Origin of the sequence: Actinophytocola xinjiangensis, assembly GCF_001921215.1 — a bacterium.
GTDB classification, from domain to species: Bacteria; Actinomycetota; Actinomycetes; order Mycobacteriales; family Pseudonocardiaceae; genus Actinophytocola; species Actinophytocola xinjiangensis.
Genome location: NZ_MSIF01000024.1, coordinates 93,718 through 111,823, shown reverse-complemented (window position 1 = coordinate 111,823; position 18,106 = coordinate 93,718). Strand labels below are relative to the sequence as shown.

Below are 18,106 nucleotides of genomic sequence, written 5' to 3'. Positions count from 1 at the left end.
CATCGTCTGACCCGACGGGTTCGGCGCCCCGGCCTGGTCGCCGGGGCGTCCGGCCCTCCCCCTGGAGGAACTGTGCTCGGGACAGCACTGGCCCAACTGCGGCACGGCCTGTCACTGGTGTTCGGCAGCCGCGTGCGGATCGCGGACTTCGAGCGGATCGTCGCCAGCATCCTCGCCACTCGCGCCGAGTTCGGCGGAATCGGTGATCTGGCGGCCTTTCGCGGCCGGGCGCTGGACCAGGACGCGCGCCGGCCGATCGACGAGCGGCGGCTGCGCCGGGTGATGCGCGCCGCCTACGACAACACCGTCTTCTACCGCCAGCACCTCGACCGCGCCGGACTCCGGCCCGAGGACATCACGCTGTCCACTATGGACACACTGCCGGTGACGCCGAAGGAGGCGCTGCGCGACCTGCCGGAGGCGTTCGTCGACCAGCGGGTCCGCCCGTGGTACCGCGCGGAGACCACCGGCACCACCGGCGCACCGACCGCCGTGTGGTTCTCCCGCTACGAGGCCGACCTGTTCAGCGCGATGACCGCGGTCTCCCTGCTGATCGACTTCGATCTCGGCACCGACGACGTCGTCCAGCTCAACCTCAGCTCCCGCGCGGTGTTCGGGATCCACTGCGTCCTCAACGCCACCGCGATGGTCGGCGCCACCGCGAACTCGGTCGGCCTGGTGGCCCCGGAGGTGGCGCTCGCGCGGCTGTCCGGCAGCGCCCCGCTCGCCGGCCGCCGACCCCGGCCCACCCTGCTGTCCACCTATCCCAGCTATCTCGGCCTGCTCGTGTCGACCGCCGAGCGGCTGGGCCACGACGCCGGCGACTTCGGCCTGCGCACGATCATGTGCGGCGGCGAGATCCTCACCGACGGCCTGCGCCGGCGGGCGGAACGACTCTTCGGCGCGACCGTCGTGGAGACCTACGGGATGACCGAGATCTCGCCGGGCGGCGCGCAGGTCTGCGCCGCGCGGCACCTGCACCTCAACCCCGAGCAGGGCATCACCGAGGTGCTCGACCGCACCGGAACCCGGCCCGCCGAACCGGGTGAGCTCGGGGTGCTCACCTTCACCCCGGTGCACCCGTACCGGGAGACCACGTTGCTGCTGCGGCTGTTCAGTGGCGACGTGGTGCGCCCGCTGACCGGCCTCGACTGCGACCTGGCCGCGCTGCCCGCCACGACCAGGGTTCTCGGCAAGCTCCAGCACCTGCGGGAGATCGAGGGCCGGGTGGTGACCCCGCGCGAGATCCTGGAGGTCGTCGAGGACGACCCGGACGCCGTGCTCCCGTCACGGTTCGCGACCGTCGAGACCTCCGACGGCCTGGTCCTGCACCTGCTGGCCGACCGGGACGGGGTCGCGGAACGGACCCACGAACGCGCCCTCGCCGCCGGCCTGCCGCTGGCCGGGGTCGTCGCGCACACCGAACTGGCCACCATGCCGGCGACCCAGCCGGTGCGCGCGGACCTGCGGGAGCTGCGGTTCGCCGACACGGCCGCGCCCAGGACGGAGTTCGCGCGATGACCGGATTCTGGGTGCTGGTCGCCGTGCCGGCCGTGGCGATCGCGCTGGCCGTGCTGTACTTCCGGTTCGTCGAGGTCGACCGGCCGCCGGTCGGGGTGTACACGGTGCGCGACATCGTCGTGGTGATGGCGGTCGTCGTGCTGCTTCCGGTGCTGTACCTGGCGTTGCCGGACGCGGCCGTGGCCACCGTACTCGGACTGATGACCGTGCTCGCGGTCCAGTTCACCCTCGCGCCGGTGCTCACCGGGCGGGTCGCGCTGCTGGTGGCGGTGGCCGCCGGCGGGCTCGACGTGGCGCTGGTGGGCGCCGGGGCGACGCCCTGGTGGAACAACGTGCTGCTGCTGGTTCTCGTCGTCGGCGTGACGAACCTGTATGTCCAAAGTGGAATCAAGGCGCGGGACGTCGCCGTGTTCGGCGTGCTGCTCGCCGGCTACGACGTGGTCGCCACGACGATGCTGCCGACCATGGGCGAGCTGCTGGCCAAGACCGTCGGACTGCCGTTCGCGCCGGTGTTCGCCGACGGCGCCCGGCTGATCGGTCTCGGCGACGTGCTCATGCTGACGCTGTGGGCGCTGGTCGCGCTCAAGGCGTTCGGCCGGGCCGCCGCCCTGCTCGCCGCCTTCACCGCACTGGCGCTGACCACCGCGCTCGCGCTCGTCCTGGACGCCGGCGTGCTGACCGGGCCGTTCCCGGTGATGCTCGTCGCCGGGCCGCTGATGGCCGCCCAGTACCTGCTGTGGCGCGCGCTCGGCCGCACCGAACGCACCAGCGCCCACCGCGACCGACCGGCCGGAGCCCCGGTCCCGACGGTCGAGCAGGTCGCGCGGGACCTGACCGCGCGGCTGGACGTGATGAACGGGCACCGGCCGGTCGCGGCCGGGCAGGAAGAAGAAGGAGGAGTTCGATGAAACGAATGATGCGGCCGGTCATGCGGCGGCTGGGAATGGAACGCGGGATCCGGCGGCTGGCCTGGGCGCCGTTCGGCTACAGCTACTACTGACCATGCCCTTCGGTCCGACGCGGCGACTGAGCTGGCGGGGAATGCGCGCACTGCAACGGCGGTGCGCGAGCCGGCCGGTGTTCCGCACGCTCGCGGGCAGCGTGGTCGTGTGCGAACCTCGGCTCGCCAGGCGCGCGCTGATCGACACCGACGGCCGGCTCGACGACGTGCCGGCGTTCTGGCGCCCGGGTGAGGTCGCACTGCCCGCGCTGCAGCGGTCAGCGCTCAACCGCTGGGTGCACACCGCGCTCGCCGAGCAGGACCCCGCCCGGGTGGCCGCGACCGCCGTCGACGCGGTCACGGCCGCCCGGGGCGACCTGCACCGCGCCTGTCTGCACGCCGTGGCCACCGCCCACCGGGGCCCGCTGGGCCTGGACCGCGACCCGGGACTGCGGGTGACCGTCACCCGGTTCCTGGACACCGTGTTCCACGGCCTGGTGACCGGCACCCGCCGCCCCGACCCGGCCGCCTTCCGGCGACTGGCCGACAGCGCCGGCGCGGCCGTGGGAGCCGGCGCGGTCCCCGAACTTCCGGACCTGGACCCCTCGGTGCGCGGCGAGGTGTACCTGCGCGCGGTGACCGCGTTCGTCGGCGCGTCCTCGGCGGCGCTGGCCTGGTTGCTGTGCCTGCTGGGGCCCGGTGACCTCGTCGCCGCCCGGCGCCCGCCACGTCCGGCGCGGGAGTACGCCCCCGAGCACGTCGCCCTGGAGGCCCTGCGCCTGTGGCCGCCCGCCTGGCAGCACCGGCGCGGTGTCCTGCACGACCACCGCCTCGGCCCCCTCGACGTCCTGCGCGGCGACGAACTCGTCGTGCCGGTGCACGCCCTGCACCGCCACCCCGACCAGTGGACCGACCCCGAACTGTTCGACCCCGACCGCTGGGCCGGCCGGCGCCCGGACGCGTTCCTGCCGTTCGCCATCGGACCGGGGACCTGCGTCGGCGCCCGGTTCGAGGTGCGCTGGCTGGCCGCGGCGGTCGAGAACCTGGCCGCCCGGCCGGCGGTGGCGATGACCCGGCGCGGTGACACCCCGTGCGTCACCGCGGTGTTCTCGCCGCCCGAACACGACCTCGGCGGCCCTCAGTCGTCGAGGTCGTCGGCCTGAGGGTCGCCGAGGTCGGTGAAGATGGCGCGGGCCTGCCGCCGGTGTTCGGCGGCGGCCTCGGTGTCACCCAGGGCGTGGTGGGCCCTGGCCAGGCTGGTCAGGGTGCGGGCGGCGATGCGCTGGTCGTCCAGCCGTCGGCTGATGGCGACCGCGCGGTGGTAGTAGTCGATGGCCGAGGCGTACTGGTGGGCGTCCTGGTGCAGGTCGCCCAGGGTGGCGAGGGTGAACTGCTCACCGACGTGGTCCTCCCGGCCCTGCTGGATGCCCAGGGCGTCGACCAGGTAGGCGATCGCGGCCTGGGTGGCGCCCAGGCGGCGGCAGGTGTCGCCCAGGTTGTTCAGGCAGAAACCCTCGCCCTGGCGGTCGCCGGTCTGGCGCAGCAGCGACAGCGCGCGCTGGAAACAGGTCCTGGCGGCGGCCAGGTTGTCCAGGTCGACGTGCAGCACACCGAGGTTGTTCAGGTTCCAGCCCTGCGCGTGCAGGTCGCCGACCTCCTCGAACAGGACCTGCGCCCGCTGGTAGCAGTCGATCGCCGTGTCGAACTGGCGCAGGTCGCTGTGCGCGACACCCAACCCGCGCCACATGATGCCCTCGGCCCGCCGCTGGCCGCTGGTCCGGGTGGCGGCCAGCCCGATCCGGAAGGTGGCGATCCAGTCGTCCCAGTAGCTGCGCCGGTAGAACAGGCTCATCGTGACCCACGCCAGCTGCCAGGCCACCTCGGGCGCGCCGTGGTGTTGCGCCACCCCGATCACCGCGACCAGGTTCGCCCGCTCCGCCTCGAACCAGGCCAACGCCCGCTCGTAGTCATCGAACATGGGAACGGCGCACTCCGGTGGGAGCGGGCGCAGGTCGATGATCCGGGTGCGGTGCGGGTCCAGGACGGTGCGGGCGGCCTCGGCGGCGTGCAGGTACCAGGTGAGCAGCCGGCGCACCGCCGCCGTCCGCCGGCCCGCCGGCTCCTCGTCCTCGGCCAGGCGGCGGGCGTAGGGGCGGATCAGGTCGTGGAACCGGTAGCGGCCGGCGACCTCCTGGTGCAGCAGGTGTTCGTCGAGCAGGGCCTCCAGCAGGGTCTCGGTCGTGCGGCGGGTCGATCCGATCAGCGCGGCGGCCGACTCGGCGGTCACGTCGGTCCCGACGTGCAGGCCCAGCATCCGGAACAGCTGCCGCTGGGGGTCGGTCAGCGCCCGGTAGGACAGGTCGAAGGTGGCGCCGAGGCCACGTGGCTCGTGCTGGTCACCGGTGTCGCCGGCCAGCCGGTCGGCGAGGTCGGTGACCGTCCAGTGCGGCCGGGCCCGCAGCCGCCGCGCGGCCAGGGTCAGCGCGATCGGCAGGTGCCCGCACAGCCGCGCCACCCTGGTCGCGGCCGCCGGCTGGGCGGCGATCCGGTCGTCGGTCGCGATCCTGGCCAGCAACTGGACCGCGTCGGCCGGCGGCAGGACGTCCAGCCGAACGGCGTGCGCACCGTCCAATCCGGACAGCCCACGGCGGCTGGTGATCAGCACCAGGCTGCCCGGCCGGCCGGGCAGCAGCGGGCGGACCTGGTCCTCGCGTGCCGCGTTGTCCAGCAGGATCAGCGCGCGTTTGTCGACCAGCCGGTCGCGGTAGAGGGCGGCGCGGGACTCCACGCCGGTCGGGATGCGGTCGCCGGGGACGCCGAGGGTCCGCAGGAACCCCTCCAGGACGTCGGCCGGGTCGGCCGGCGGGTGCTCGGCGTCGAAACCGCGCAGGTCGGTCCACAGCTGGACCTCGTCGTAGCGTCCCTGGTCGATCAGCCGGTGGGCCAGGTGCACGGCCAGGCGGGTCTTGCCGACCCCGGCCATGCCCTCGATCGCGGAGATCACCACCGTGCCGGGCAGCTCCCGCTCGCCGCCGGCGGCGAGTGCCTGCAGGGCGGCCAGCTCCGCCTGCCGCCCGGTGAACTCGGCGATGTCCATCGGCAGTTGCCGCCCGGTGGCGACCGGTCCGTCGGCCGCGCCGGCCAGGTCCTGGTCGGCGTCGAGGATCCGCTGGTGCAGCCGGCGCAGGTCGGCGCCGGGCTCGACCCCGACCTCGGCGGCCAGGACCCGGCGGGTCCGCTGGTAGCGCTCCAGCGCGTCGGCCTGGCGGCCACAGCGGTACAGCGCCAGCATCAGCTGGCCGGCCGGGCGCTCGCGCAGCGGGTGTGCCGTGACGAACTCGGTCAGCTCGGTGACCACCTGGGCGGCCTGCCCGGCGGCCAGCGCCGCGTCGAACGCCTCCTCGCGGGTGGTCAGGCGGCGTTCGCCGAGCCAGGTCACCGCCGCCGCGATGCTCGCGGTGTGCGGCACGTCGGCGAACGGGCCGCCGCGCCACTGCCGGTTGGCCTGGCCGAACAGCTCGACGGCGCGGGTCGGGTCGCCGTCGCGTACCGCCGTGCGCGCCAGGGCGACCAGTCGCTCGAACCGGTGCAGGTCGACCTCCTGGTCGTCGACCCGCAGCAGGTACCCGGGTTTGCGGGTCACCACCCGGTCCTCGCCGCTGGGTCCGGAGCGCAGCACCCGCCGCAGCCGCGACACGTACCCGCGCACCAGCGCCCGCGCGTCCGGCGGCGGCCGGTCGGGCCACAACTCGTCGACGAACTGCTCCACGGAGACCAGGTCACCCGGGCGGACCAGCAACAGCCCGCACACCAGCCGCACCCTCGGCGCGCCGAGATCCACCACCTGGCCCTGGTCCCGCACCTCGAGCGGGCCCAACACCCAGAACTCCAACCATCCTCCTGGCACCCGTGGCGGCAAGCGCGTCGCGCACCACCAACGGTACCGGTCCGCCGACCACGTTCCAGCCACGTTCCAGCCACGGCCCCGAGCGACGCTTTCCCTGCCAGGGACCGCCGTCGCGGTGGGCGCCACCCGCCGCCGAACCCCGTGAGGTGTTGCCGTGCGTAACGGATTCCGTGTCGTGATCGCCTGTGTCGCCGCCCTCGGCGCGTTGGTGGGTGTGGTCAGCCCGGCGACGGGCGACACCGGGGACGCCACGAGCCAGGCCTGCCGGGCGGGGAGCAGATCGGGCGTCACGTCGATCTCGGGCGCGACCCTGATCTACGACATCTGCATCGAGGCGGCCGGGGCGGACATCGACCTGTACCTGGAGGACACGGCCAAGGACGGCCGGCGGGCCGAGGCGTGGATGGTGACGTCGCTGACCGAGTACGAGATCTTCGAGGTGACCGGCGGCAAGGGCGACTGGGACGACCACTGGCTGTTCATCCAGGAGGCCTACGTCCAGGTCAAGGTGTGCAGCAGCGACGCCAACCTCGACCGCCGGTGCGGCAGCCCGGTCTAGCACCGACCCGGGCCCGGCGTCGGTGGGCGACGCCGGGCCCGTTCCATGTGATCAGGTTCGTTATCAGTATCAGTGTCAGTTGAAGATCACGTCACTGCACCACATGTAGGTCTGGTCGAGGTGTGCGGCCTGCCAGATCGTGAAGACGATGTGGTGTCCGGTGTAACCGGAGGTCTGTACGTTGAACGTGACGTTGTTGTCCTGGGGGTAGGGACCGGTCTGGGTGATGAAGTCGAGGTTCCCCCAGCCGAGGGTCTGGGTGGCCGGGTTGAACCCGTTCTTGCTGACGTAGACCCGGAAGAAGTCCGTGCCGTGGTTGGCCTGGTCGTACAGGTGCATCGAGAAGTTGTTGCTGATGTTGGTGGTCTTCCACGCGCCGGCCCGGTTGAGGGAGTTGTTGCGGGACAAGGCGTTGCTGCACAGCTGACCGTCCGGCGTCGAGCCCTGGAAGTTGCCGTTGAGGCCGTCCCGCAGGGCGCTCATCCAGTTCCACATGGTGTCCGGGTTGGCCTGGAAGGCCTGGGAGCACATGGGGTCGAGCGTGGGCAGGTTCGGGTTCATGTGGTCGCTGCCCCAGTCGTCCCAGCACTGGTAGGCGCGGGTCGGCGGGCCGATGATGGTGCCGTGCGCGGACGCTGTCGGCGTCCAGATGAACAGGCAGGCCAACGCGGCGACGAGAACGGTCAGGACACTGCGCGATCTTGCGCCAGGCCTGTGGCTGACGAATTTTCGCATGGGGCGAGGCCTCTCTTTTCCGGCTGATCATTCATTGATCGACTGGGAGCGCTCCCACTCAACTCAGAGTATCCCGGCGTGACGTGGACATCAACGACTCCGGAAACAATTGTTGTGGACTATTCCGCACACATCGAAAATGATCTCGGCCTTCTTCGGCACACCCACGCGGCGATCCGGTACCGCACAAGACCCGCAATTCGGACGGTTGACCGCCCGGCGAGCCGGCTGCTAGACAGGTCGTGAGAGCGCTTCCACGGGCCTCGGTGGTTCTTCCTGTTCACCCTGCTCACAAGGAGAGACACAGCCATGCGACATCGCTCCGGCCCACGCCTGGCCCTCGTCGCCGTCGCGGCGCTCGTCGGGACCGCGCTTCCGTTGCTGATCACCGCGCCGGTCGGCGCCGAACCGGTCGGGGCGGGCAGCTACACCTCCACCCTGCCGGCCGGCGCGTCCCTGCCGACCGCGTGCGGCGACCTGGCGACCAACCCGCGCCGGCACCTGACCGACAACGCCCCCGCCGGCCCGGTCCCCACCAACGACTGGTGGTCCTCGCTGGTCTACAAGCGCACCGAGTGCGCGTTCTCCGACAACCTGATGGCCCACCCGTTCTCGTTCGACACAGTCGCCGGCGGCCTGGGCGTCGACTACGCCACCACCCCCACCATCACCGGCGAGCCGACCACCGTCGGCGAGTACCACTTCCAGTACGGCGCCGACTTCACCCTCGGAGTCGCCGGGCTCAGCGCCGCCGAGTCCCAGGTCGACGACTGGACCGACTGGACCGTCAGCCCGTACTGGTCCGACGGCACCCGCACCCTGCGCACCACCATCGCCCACGGCTCGCCGTTCGTGTACGCCACCGCCACCGGCGGCGACGCGCGGTTGAGCCTCACCGCCGCGCCGACCGTGTGGGACACCACCGGCAGCCGGGTCGGCTTCACCGTCGACGGCCACGACTACGTCGCCTACGCGCCCACCGGCGCCACCTGGTCGGTCGCCGGCACCGCGATCTCCAGCGCGTTGGGCGGCAAGGACTACTTCTCGGTGGCCGTGCTGCCGACCACCCCGTCGAGCACCGACGCCGAGCGCACGGCGCTGGCCGACTCCTACGGCCGCTACGCGCACGCCCACCTGACCGGCACGGCCGTGTCCTGGGACTACGACGAGTCGGCCAGCGTCGTGCGGGCCACCTACCGGCTGACCACCGAGGCCAGGGAGGGCACCGAGACCGGCACGGTCGTCGCGCTCTACCCGCACCAGTGGCACAACCTGGCCGGCGGCACCCCGGTCGAGCAGACCTACGTGTCGCCGCGCGGACCGCTGAAGGTTCTCGTCGGCACCGGCTCGTTCACCACCGACACCCGCTACAACGGCGTCCTGCCCGAACTTCCGCCCGCCGGCCTGACCGACGAGGACCGGGCCACGCTCAACGGCTACCTGGACGATGCCGGCTCGGGTGACCCGTTCGCGGGCTTCGGCAACGACACCTACTGGACCGGCAAGGCACTGGGCCGGGCGGCGAGGCTGGCCGAGATCGCCGACCAGGTCGGCCGCACCGACGTCCGCGACACGATGCTCGACGCGATCCGCGACCGGCTCACCGACTGGTTCACCGCCAGCGAGGGCAAGACGCAGCGGGTCTTCTACCACGACCGGAACTGGGGAACACTGATCGGCTACCCGGCATCCTACGGCTCGGACACCGACCTCAACGACCACCACTTCCACTACGGCTACTACATCGCCGCCGCGGCCACCCTGGCCAGGTTCGACCCGTCCTGGGCCGCCGACGACCAGTACGGCGGCATGGTCGACCTGCTGATCCGCGACGCCAACAACCCGACCCGCGACGACCCGATGTTCCCGTTCCTGCGCGACTTCGACATCTACGCCGGCCACGACTGGGCGGCCGGACACGGCGCGTTCTTCGCCGGCAACAACCAGGAGTCGTCGTCGGAGGGGATGAACTTCGCCAACGCGCTGATCCAGTGGGGCCAGGCCACCGGCGACACGCGGGTACGCGACGCCGGGCTCTACATCTACACGACCCAGGCCAGCGCCATCCAGAACTACTGGACCGACAAGCCGTTCCCCGACGGCTTCGAACACTCCACCGTCGGCATGGTCTGGGGTGACGGTGGCGCCTACGCCACCTGGTTCACCGCCGACCCGGAGAAGATCCACGGCATCAACATGCTCCCCATCACCGGCGGTTCGCTGTACCTGGGCCACGACCCGGACTACGTCGACCGCAACGTCGCCGAGATCGTGCGCAACTCCGGCAGTGCGGTCCCCCGCTCGTGGGCCGACGTGATCTGGTCGTTCCAGGCCCTGTCCGACGCGGACGCCGCGCTGGCGGCCTTGCGCGCGAACCCCGGGTACACGGTGGAGGAGGGCGAGAGCCGGGCCCACACGTTCCACTGGATTCGGAGTCTGAGCGCTCTCGGCCGCGTCGACACCGGCGTGACCGCCGACCACCCGCTGCACGCGGTGTTCACCAAGGACGGCACCCGGACCCACGTCGCGGCCAACGTCGGCGCCCAGGAGGTGACCGTCCGCTTCTCCGACGGCGTCACCCTGACCGTCCCGCCGGGCGAGACCGTGACTGGATAACCCGATCGGGTGACGATTGTCGCGTGACAGGCCGGCTCCGGCAGGCTCTCTTCCATCGTGAACGACGACAATCCCCGAACCCTGATCGATCTGCTCGACTCGATCGTCGGCTGTGACGCGCGGACGTGGCGCACCGCGACGCTGCTGCTCGCCACGGCCGGCGCGGTCGGCACCGTGCTGCTCGTGGCGGGAGCCTCCCTGGTCTGGGGGCTCCTGCCACTCGCCGCGCTCGTCCCCGCCCTGCGCCGGGGGCGGGCGTGAGCACCACCGACGCCGACCTGATCGAGCAGGTGCGCGTCGGTCGGCTCTCCGCCTACGGCGTGCTCTACGAACGGCACGTCGACGCGGCCTACACCGCCGCCCGCCGGCTGGCCCGCTCCCCCGCCGACGCCGACGACCTGGTGTCGGAGTCGTTCGCCAGCGTGCTCGACGCGCTGCGCGCCGGCCGCGGCCCGGACCTCGCGTTCCGCGCGTACCTGCTGACCGTCCTGCGGAACGCCGCCTACGCGACGACCCGTCTCGACCAGCGGGTCCGACCGACCGGCGAGATCGACACCGGTCACGTGGAGCCGGTCGACGCATCGGCGTTCACCGAACTGGAACGCATGCTGGCCTCGCGGGCGTTCACCACGCTGCCCGAGCGGTGGCAGGCCGTGCTCTGGCACACCGAGGTCGATCGTCTGTCCCCGGCGGAGGCGGCACCGCTGCTCGGCCTCAACGCCAACGCCGTCACCTCACTGGCCTACCGCGCGCGGGAGGGACTACGCCAGGCCTACCTCCAGGCCCACCTCGCCGACACCGCCGGCACCTGTCAGACCGTCGCCGGGCGACTCGGCGCCTGGACGAGATCCGGGGTCGGCGACCGGGAGCGCAGAACGATCGACGACCATCTCCGCACCTGCGCGCGCTGCCGGTCGCTGGCCGTCCAACTGGCCGAGGCCAACAACTACATCTACTTGATGCCCTCACCGAACACGCGGATGTGGATGCCGGCCATGTTGCCGTACGACCGGCTGGAGTCCGTCGCACAGAGCGACATGGCAGTCCACCGCTGGTGGCCTCGACGGTTGATCGCCACCGCCGTGGCCGCCGGGGTCGCCACGGCCGCGATCCTCGTGGTTGTGCTCGTCCAGCCGGACCCCCCGGTCATCCCACCGCACTCGCCCTACAACACGGTCACCACGACGACGCGGTGAGTGGTTACCGGTACCGCGGGGCCGGTGGCGGTGGGGCGGCGCCGAGATAGGGGGTGAGCCACGTGCGGTAGGAGTCCGCCCAGTCGCCGCTGGTGCGGTAGCCGTCCAGGACGGCGTTGACGTAGCGGACCAGGTCCGGGGAGTTCTTCGCGATGGCCACGCCGTAGGGCTGGATCGCCAGGTCCCGGCCGACGACCTTGGTCGACGGGTCCTGGGCGGCCAGGGCCACCAGCAGGATGTCCGATGTGGACACCGCGTCGACCTGGTGTTCGCGGAGCAGGACCAGGCAGTCGACGACGTCGGCGACCGAGACCGGGACGACCTCGGGGTTGAGGTGGCTCAGGTTGGTCAGCGACGTGCTGCCCTTGGCCGAGCAGACGCGCGCCGAGCCCAGGTCGTCGATCTCGGTCACGTCGGAGGAGACCGGGACCAGCAGGCGCTGGGCGGCGGTGAAGTACTCGGTGGAGAACGCCACCTTCTCCCGCGCCGCGCAGGTGATGGTCATCGAGCGGACGACCAGGTCGACCTCGCCGTTGTTGACCGCGTCCTCGCGCTTGGCGGCGTCGATGGCCGCGAACCGCACGCGCTCCGGGTCACCGAACAGTGACCGGGCGATCTCGCGGACGATGTCGATCTCGAAGCCGACGAGCTTCCTGGTCCTGGCTTCGGGGGAACCGACGCGGTAGGCGTTCTGGTTGACCCCGGCGATCAGGTAGCCACGCTGGACGATCCGGTCGGTCGCCGAACCGGGTGCGATCGTCGCGTCCGGGCTCAGACTGGCCCTCGGGTCGCCGCACGCCGGGGCCTTGGTCCCGGCGGCGGGCAACTCCGCCGGGTCCTGCACCCCGACCGGGCGCACGTCTCTCGACTCCCCGGCCGGCGGGCGCACCGGCGGCTCGGAACCACATCCGACCACGGCGAACAGAACCATCAGGGCAGCGAGAGCACGGCGGTACACCGGCGTATCAGACCACGTCGGACGCCGGTCGTGACCGGGGAACGTTCCCGGCGTTCACGGATGCACACCGTCTGCCCGTGTGCCCTCCCGGCGCTCGGCCGCGCGCAGCACCCGCCGGGCGATCGCCCAGCGGTGGGTCTCCGACGGGCCGTCGTAGATGCGGAACGGGCGGACCTCGCGGTACAGGCGGGCCAGCGGTGCGTCACCGGAGATGCCGAGGGCGCCGCACACCTGCAACGAGCGGTCGACCACCCGGTTCACGGCCTCGGCCACGAAGGTCTTGGTGATCGAGGTGATCTGGGCGGCCGGCGCGCCGGTGTCGAGGTCCCAGCAGGCGCGCAGGACCAGCGCGCGACTGGCCTCGATGTCGATCTCGTTGTCGGCCAGGTGCTGTTGGACCATGCCGAGGTCGCCGAGCCGAGCACCGAACGCCTGCCTGGTCAGCGCCCGGTCGGCGGCGACGTCGGCGGCGCGCCGGGCGGTCCCCAGCCAGCGCATGCAGTGGGTCAGGCGCGCCGGGCCCAGGCGGACCTGGGCGTGTTCGAAGCCCCGGTCGACCTCGCCGAGGACCGCGTCCTCGCCGACCTCGACGTCGGTCAGCAGCAGCTCCGCGTGGCCGCCGAACATGCTCTCGTCGAGGCAGTCGAGGTCGCGCACGTGCCGCAGGCCGGGGGTGTCGGTGTCCACCAGGAACATCGTCGCGCCGCCCGGGGAGCCTGGCTCGCCGCTGGTGCGGGCCATGACGATGGCGAACGCGGCCCCGCGCGCCCCGGTGATGAACCACTTGTGGCCGTTGAGCAGCCAGCCGGCGGAGGTGCGGCGCGCGGTGGTGGTCAGCGCCCGGGGGTCCGAGCCAGCGCCCGGTGCCGGCTCGGTCATGGCGAAGCACGAGCGGGTCTCGCCGCTGACCAGCGGCCGCAGGTAGCGCTGCTGCTGCGCGTCGGAGGCGACCCGTTCCAGCAGGTGCATGTTCCCCTCGTCGGGGGCCGCGCAGTTGAGGGCGAGCGGGCCGAACAGCGAGTAGCCGGCGGCCTCGAAGACCGGGGCGCGGTCGCGCAGGTCCAGGCCGAGCCCGCCGAAGCGGGTGTCGGCGTGCGGGGCGAACACCCCGGCGCGGCGGGCCGCCTCCTGCAGCGTGCGTCGCAGTTCTTCCGGCGCGTCGTGCGCGGACCCCCGGTGGGCGGTCTCGGCGGGCAGCGCGACGTCGGCGACCAGGGCCTCGGTGCGTCGCACGAGGTCGACGACGGCCGGCGCGGGGTCGAACTGGACGGGCACGGCTCCTCCTTGGCTAACAGTCATTAGCTCAGGCGGACTCTAGTGCTGGAACACCGTGTTGCCAAGGAATTCCCGCCGCTACCGGCTGATAGCATGCCGGGTGTGGTTCGCAGTGTCGGGCAGGACGGTACGCGGTCCGCGTCGATCCGTGCCGCCGCCCTGGAACTGTTCGCCAGGCACGGCTACGAGGCCACCACGATGGCCGACATCGGCGCGGCCGTCGGCATGCGCGGCCCGAGCCTGTACAAGCACGTGGCGTCCAAACAGGACATCCTGGCGCGGATCATGGTCGGCACGATGGACGCGCTGCTCGACGCCCACCGGGTCGCGCTGCTCGGCGTCGACGACGTGACCGTCGCCCTGCGCCGGGCCACCGAGGCCCACGTCCGCTACCACGCCCGGCACCGCCTGGAGGCCTTCGTCGGCAACCGGGAGATCCGCGGCCTCACCGAAGGGCACCGCCGGGCCGTGCTGCGCCGCCGCGCCAGCTACGAGAACGGCTTCCGCCAGCTGATCACCCGGGGCACCGAGCAGGACCGGTTCCACGTGCCGTCGATCCGCCTGGCCTCCTACGCGATCCTCGACCTCGGGATGGGCGTGGCCAACTGGTACCGCGAGGACGGCGAGCTGAGCGAGGACCAGATCGTCTGGCACTACGGCGACCTGGCCCTGCGCATTGCCGGCGCGACCGGCTAGGCACCCCAGCGAGGCCGCACGGTGCCGGGCGTGGCCACCCCGGTCGGTGACACAGCGTCAACGTCAGCAGGGCACCGGCGGCACGGTCAGCGTCGCCGTCCCCTCGACGCGACCCCGGTTCGCCACCGGATGCCCGGTGACCGGCCCGACGTTAGCGTGATCGCCGTGACCTGGCTGAAGCGTCAGCTCGTCGGGCGTCCGCTGACGAACGCGCGGCTCGGGCAGACGGCGCTGCCGAAGTGGCTGGCGCTGCCGGTGTTCAGCTCCGACCCGATCTCGTCGGTGGCCTACGCGACCGAGCAGATCGTGCTGGTGCTGGCGCTGGGCGGGGCCGCGTTCCTGTCGCTGGCGCTGCCGGTGGCCGGCGGGGTGGCGGTGCTGCTCGTCGTGCTGGTCGCCTCCTACCGGCAGACCATCGCCGCCTACCCCAACGGCGGCGGCGCCTACGTGGTGAGCCGGGACAACCTCGGGCGCCGGCCGGCGCTGGTGGCGGCCAGCGCGCTGCTGGTCGACTACGTGATGACCGTCGCGGTGTCGGTCACCTCCGGCGTGGTGGCCGTGACCTCGGCGTTCCGCTCGCTCATCCCACACGCGGCGGTGATCTCGGCGGTGGTGATCGTGCTGCTGGCGCTGGTCAACCTGCGCGGGCTGCGCGAGTCCGGGCGCGCGTTCGCGGTGCCGACCTACCTGTTCATCGCGCTGACCTACCTGCTGTTCCTGGTGGCCGGCGGGCGGGCGGTGTTCGCCGACCTGCCCGACGCCGAGTCGGCGAGCCTGCCCGTCGAGCAGACGACCTCGGTCGCCGGCCTGCTCGGCGCGGTGCTCGTGCTGCGGGCGTTCGCGTCCGGGTGCACCGCGCTGACCGGGGTGGAGGCGATCAGCAACGGGGTTCCGGCGTTCCGGCCGCCGAGGACCCGCAACGCCGCGGCGACGCGAACCTGGAGAGCCTGCCGCACCTGTACATCATCGGCGTGTTCACCAGCTTCACGCTGTCCCAGGCCGGCATGGTCCGGCACTGGTCGCGGGCCCTGACCGCCCTCGACCCGGACGACGGCGCCCGCGCCGGCCCGCGCCGCTCGCGGGCGATCAACCTCACCGGTGCCGTGCTGACCTCGGTGGTGCTGGCGGTCGTGTTCGCCACCAAGGTCACCGAGGGCGCGTGGCTGGCGATCGTGGCGATGGCGCTGACCTACCTGGCGATGGGCGGCGTGCGGCACCACTACGACCGGTTCGACGCCGAGCTCGCCGCCACCGGCCGGCCGGCCCGACCCGCGCACGTGCACGCCGTCGTGCTGGTCGCCGGGGTCAACCAGCCGGTGCTGCACGCGCTGGCCCTGGCCCGCTCGTTCAACCCGGACAGCCTGGAGGCGGTGACCGCGTCCGCCAGCCAGGAGGAGACCACCGCGCTGCGCACCCGCTGGGAACGCCTGGGGCTGGCGGACTGTGCGCTGCGGATCGTCGACGCGCCGTACCGCACGGTCGGGCCGCCGCTGGTGCGTTACCTGCGGGAGCGGCCCGCGCAACCGCGCGGGGTCGTCGTGGTGTTCGTCCCCGAGTACGTCGTCGCGCACTGGTGGGAGAACCTGCTGCACAACCAGACGGCCCTGCGCCTCAAGGCCCACCTGCTGCGGGTGCCCGGTGTCGTGGTGGTCGACGTCCCGTTCCACCTGGGCAGCCGGGAACACGGCTGGCTGAGGTAATCACGGCCACATCGGCGCCCGGGCGCCGATCCTCGTCGGGGTCGCGGCGTACCGTCGGACGGGCGGTTCCGGGCGAGCGACAGGGGTGGACGTGCGGTACGTGGCGATCGGCGACAGCTTCACCGAAGGTGTCGGTGACGAGAGCGGCGACGGAGTGTCACGAGGGTGGGCCGACCTCGTGGCGGACGGGCTGGCGCGGGCGACCGGGCAGACCGTGTCCTACGCCAACCTCGCGGTACGCGGCCGGCTGCTGGAGCCCATCGCGACCACCCAGCTGGAGGCGGCGCTCGCGCTGTCCCCGGCGCCGTCCCTGCTGTCGTTCAACGGCGGCGGCAACGACATGATGCGACCGGGCGTCGACCTGGCCAGGCTGGTGCGGCTCACCGAGCACGTCATCCGGCGCTGTGCCGACGCCGGGGTTCGGCTGGTGCTGCTGAGCGGGGCCGACCCGTCGGCGCGGCTGCCGCTGGGCCGCATGATCCACCGGCGGGGCAGCGCGCTGACCGCCGCCGTCGCCACGCTCGTCGCCCGGCACGACGTGCTGTTCGTCGACATGTTCAACGACCAGGAGATCCGCGGACCGGGGTACTGGTCCGCGGATCGCCTGCACCTCAACTCCGACGGGCACCGCCGGGTGGCGTCCCGGGTGCTTGCCGCCCTCGGCCACCCGGTGACCGCGCACGCCGTCGCACCGGCGCCGCCCGGCGGGCACGGGGTGCTGGCCGAGGCCCGCTACTACCGCGAGCACGTGCTGCCCTGGCTCAACCGCCGGGTGCGCGGCCGGTCCTCCGGTGACGACCGCGGCGGCAAGCACTCCGGCTGGGTGCCCGTCGACGTCCTCGCCTGACCTGCTCGGCCCTACTCGGCGGCGAAGCCGAGGTACATGACCGACGGGTCACGCGGGTTGAAGGCGATCGACTTGATCCCGTGGTGGTCGTTGTGCCGCACCGACAGCGCGTCGCGGCGCGCGTCGTAGCGGAACAGGTCGGTGCCGTAGTTGGCGTAGGACGTGCCGAACACGAAGTACAGCAGGGCCGGGTTGGTCGGGTGCGGCGCCAGCAGCGCCCCGTTGACCAGGGTGACCTCGCCCGGCTTGTGGTCCACCGCGACCCGGAACGTGTGACCGCCGTCGGTGGACCGGTAGACGTGCCGGCCCTCGGACGGTACGTGCGCGTCGTTCTCGGTCTGGTTGATGCCCTGCGCCCACACCACGAACGGGTTCGCCGGCGACACGGCCACCGAGAACGCGTTGATCCGGTCGCCCGGCTGGCCCAGCGTCGCGTGGGACCAGACCCAGCCGCCGAGCCAGGTCGTGTAGACGCCCTGGCTCATCGTGCCGACCACGATGTGGTTGAGGTTGGTCTGGTCGATCGCCGCGCTGTAGACGAACAGGTCGGCGGCCGGCGCCCGGCCGGTGGTGCGGAAGGTGGCGCCGGAGTCGTAGGAGTCGCGGACCGTGCCGTCGCCGAGCACGACGCGGACGTGCCGGGGGACGTACCGGTCGACCGCGAGCGCCGCGACCCCGGTGCTGGTGCCGGTGGCGACCGGCGGCAGCGCGGTGACCGTCTTGCCCCGCACCCGGTGCAGCGCCAGCCCGTTCTGGTCCCACACGTAGGCCGACCCGTCGGCGGCCGCGGTCAGCCGGGGCACGTCCAGCCCGCTCACCGAGGCGGTCGGCGCCCACGAGCAGCCGGCGTCGGTCGAGGTCTGCACGGTGCCCCGGTGGTCGACGGCCAGCAGCGTGTTACGCCCGGCGGGCACCACGCCGTACAGGTACTGCAGGCGCTGCTGGGGCATCGAGGTCGGCGTGATGGTGGCGCCCTCGTCGCTGGTGAAGCTGACCGATCCGTCGCCTTCGACCACCGAACACCTCGGCGACTGCCACCCGCCCGCCCCGCCGGTGGCGCCCGCTGGCGACGCGGCCAGTCCCAGCGCCAGCGCGACCCCGACCGCGACCACTCCGATGCGTCTCACCAGGTCCTCCTCCTGAAACAAGGTCAACT

Annotated in this window: 16 protein-coding genes; 11 read left to right on the top strand and 5 right to left on the bottom strand. The window is 72.5% G+C overall.

What is annotated here, in order from left to right; genetic code table 11:
• Positions 1-72 precede the first annotated feature (72 nt).
• The 3 genes from BLA60_RS33880 (at position 73) to BLA60_RS33870 (ending at position 3,624) form a co-directional block, all read left to right on the top strand.
• Positions 73-1,521 carry a phenylacetate--CoA ligase family protein gene (locus tag BLA60_RS33880; RefSeq protein WP_075137124.1) on the top strand — a complete coding sequence of 483 codons (1,449 nt, stop codon included), beginning with the start codon at positions 73-75 and terminating at the stop codon, positions 1,519-1,521.
• Positions 1,518-2,429 carry a hypothetical protein gene (locus BLA60_RS33875; RefSeq protein WP_075137123.1) on the top strand — a complete coding sequence of 304 codons (912 nt, stop codon included), beginning with the start codon at positions 1,518-1,520 and terminating at the stop codon, positions 2,427-2,429. The genes BLA60_RS33880 and BLA60_RS33875 overlap by 4 nt, the downstream gene beginning before the upstream one ends.
• Before the next feature lie 133 nt (positions 2,430-2,562).
• Positions 2,563-3,624 (top strand): cytochrome P450, encoded by a 1,062-nt coding sequence (locus BLA60_RS33870; RefSeq protein ID WP_075137122.1) that lies wholly within the window; start codon positions 2,563-2,565, stop codon positions 3,622-3,624.
• On the opposite strand, the gene BLA60_RS33865 is transcribed toward BLA60_RS33870, so the two are convergent.
• Complete coding sequence (locus BLA60_RS33865) at positions 3,600-6,341, bottom strand: AfsR/SARP family transcriptional regulator (protein ID WP_154814801.1); 2,742 nt, start codon at positions 6,339-6,341, stop codon at positions 3,600-3,602. The two genes, BLA60_RS33870 and BLA60_RS33865, sit on opposite strands and share 25 nt — an antisense overlap.
• Positions 6,342-6,522: 181 nt before the next feature.
• On the opposite strand from BLA60_RS33865, the gene BLA60_RS33860 reads away from it, so the two are divergent.
• Positions 6,523-6,927 carry a hypothetical protein gene (locus BLA60_RS33860; protein ID WP_154814800.1) on the top strand — a complete coding sequence of 135 codons (405 nt, stop codon included), beginning with the start codon at positions 6,523-6,525 and terminating at the stop codon, positions 6,925-6,927.
• A 75-nt stretch (positions 6,928-7,002) separates the two neighbouring features.
• On the opposite strand, the gene BLA60_RS33855 is transcribed toward BLA60_RS33860, so the two are convergent.
• Positions 7,003-7,593: a lytic polysaccharide monooxygenase auxiliary activity family 9 protein gene (locus BLA60_RS33855; protein WP_245812334.1), complete on the bottom strand. Its 591-nt coding sequence runs from the start codon at positions 7,591-7,593 to the stop codon at positions 7,003-7,005.
• 378 nt (positions 7,594-7,971) lie between these two features.
• On the opposite strand from BLA60_RS33855, the gene BLA60_RS33850 reads away from it, so the two are divergent.
• From BLA60_RS33850 to BLA60_RS33840, 3 genes are read left to right on the top strand one after another with little or no spacing between them, the layout of a single operon-like run.
• Positions 7,972-10,278 carry a glycosyl hydrolase gene (locus BLA60_RS33850; RefSeq protein WP_075137118.1) on the top strand — a complete coding sequence of 769 codons (2,307 nt, stop codon included), beginning with the start codon at positions 7,972-7,974 and terminating at the stop codon, positions 10,276-10,278.
• 57 nt (positions 10,279-10,335) lie between these two features.
• The gene (locus BLA60_RS44375) at positions 10,336-10,539 is read left to right on the top strand and encodes a hypothetical protein (protein ID WP_075137117.1); all 204 of its coding nucleotides are present in this window, start codon (positions 10,336-10,338) and stop codon (positions 10,537-10,539) included.
• Entirely contained in the window at positions 10,536-11,474 is a 939-nt protein-coding gene (locus BLA60_RS33840) for a sigma-70 family RNA polymerase sigma factor (RefSeq protein WP_075137116.1), read from the top strand. The genes BLA60_RS44375 and BLA60_RS33840 overlap by 4 nt, the downstream gene beginning before the upstream one ends.
• A gap of 4 nt (positions 11,475-11,478) precedes the next feature.
• On the opposite strand, the gene BLA60_RS33835 is transcribed toward BLA60_RS33840, so the two are convergent.
• Positions 11,479-12,405 carry a glutamate ABC transporter substrate-binding protein gene (locus BLA60_RS33835; RefSeq protein ID WP_075137115.1) on the bottom strand — a complete coding sequence of 309 codons (927 nt, stop codon included), beginning with the start codon at positions 12,403-12,405 and terminating at the stop codon, positions 11,479-11,481.
• 81 nt (positions 12,406-12,486) lie between these two features.
• A complete protein-coding gene (locus BLA60_RS33830; protein ID WP_075137114.1) occupies positions 12,487-13,707 on the bottom strand; it encodes an acyl-CoA dehydrogenase family protein in 1,221 nt (406 codons plus the stop codon).
• A 102-nt stretch (positions 13,708-13,809) separates the two neighbouring features.
• Here BLA60_RS33830 and BLA60_RS33825 point away from each other — a divergent pair, with 102 nt between their 5' ends.
• From BLA60_RS33825 to BLA60_RS33815, 4 genes are all read left to right on the top strand, one after another.
• Positions 13,810-14,403, top strand: coding sequence for a TetR/AcrR family transcriptional regulator (locus BLA60_RS33825; RefSeq protein WP_245812332.1), 594 nt, complete (start codon positions 13,810-13,812; stop codon positions 14,401-14,403).
• Between the two features lie 165 nt (positions 14,404-14,568).
• Positions 14,569-15,435, top strand: coding sequence for an APC family permease (locus BLA60_RS45885; protein WP_245812330.1), 867 nt, complete (start codon positions 14,569-14,571; stop codon positions 15,433-15,435).
• Positions 15,375-16,103, top strand: a complete 729-nt coding sequence (locus BLA60_RS45880) for a hypothetical protein (RefSeq protein ID WP_245812329.1) — start codon at positions 15,375-15,377, stop codon at positions 16,101-16,103. Before BLA60_RS45885 ends, BLA60_RS45880 begins: the two co-directional genes overlap by 61 nt.
• A gap of 91 nt (positions 16,104-16,194) precedes the next feature.
• Positions 16,195-16,950: an SGNH/GDSL hydrolase family protein gene (locus BLA60_RS33815; protein ID WP_075137160.1), complete on the top strand. Its 756-nt coding sequence runs from the start codon at positions 16,195-16,197 to the stop codon at positions 16,948-16,950.
• A gap of 11 nt (positions 16,951-16,961) precedes the next feature.
• Here the strand turns inward: BLA60_RS33815 and BLA60_RS33810 are convergent, their stop codons facing one another.
• On the bottom strand, positions 16,962-18,077 hold the full coding sequence (locus BLA60_RS33810) for a beta propeller repeat protein (protein ID WP_154814798.1): 1,116 nt from the start codon (positions 18,075-18,077) through the stop codon (positions 16,962-16,964).
• Positions 18,078-18,106: the final 29 nt, after the last annotated feature.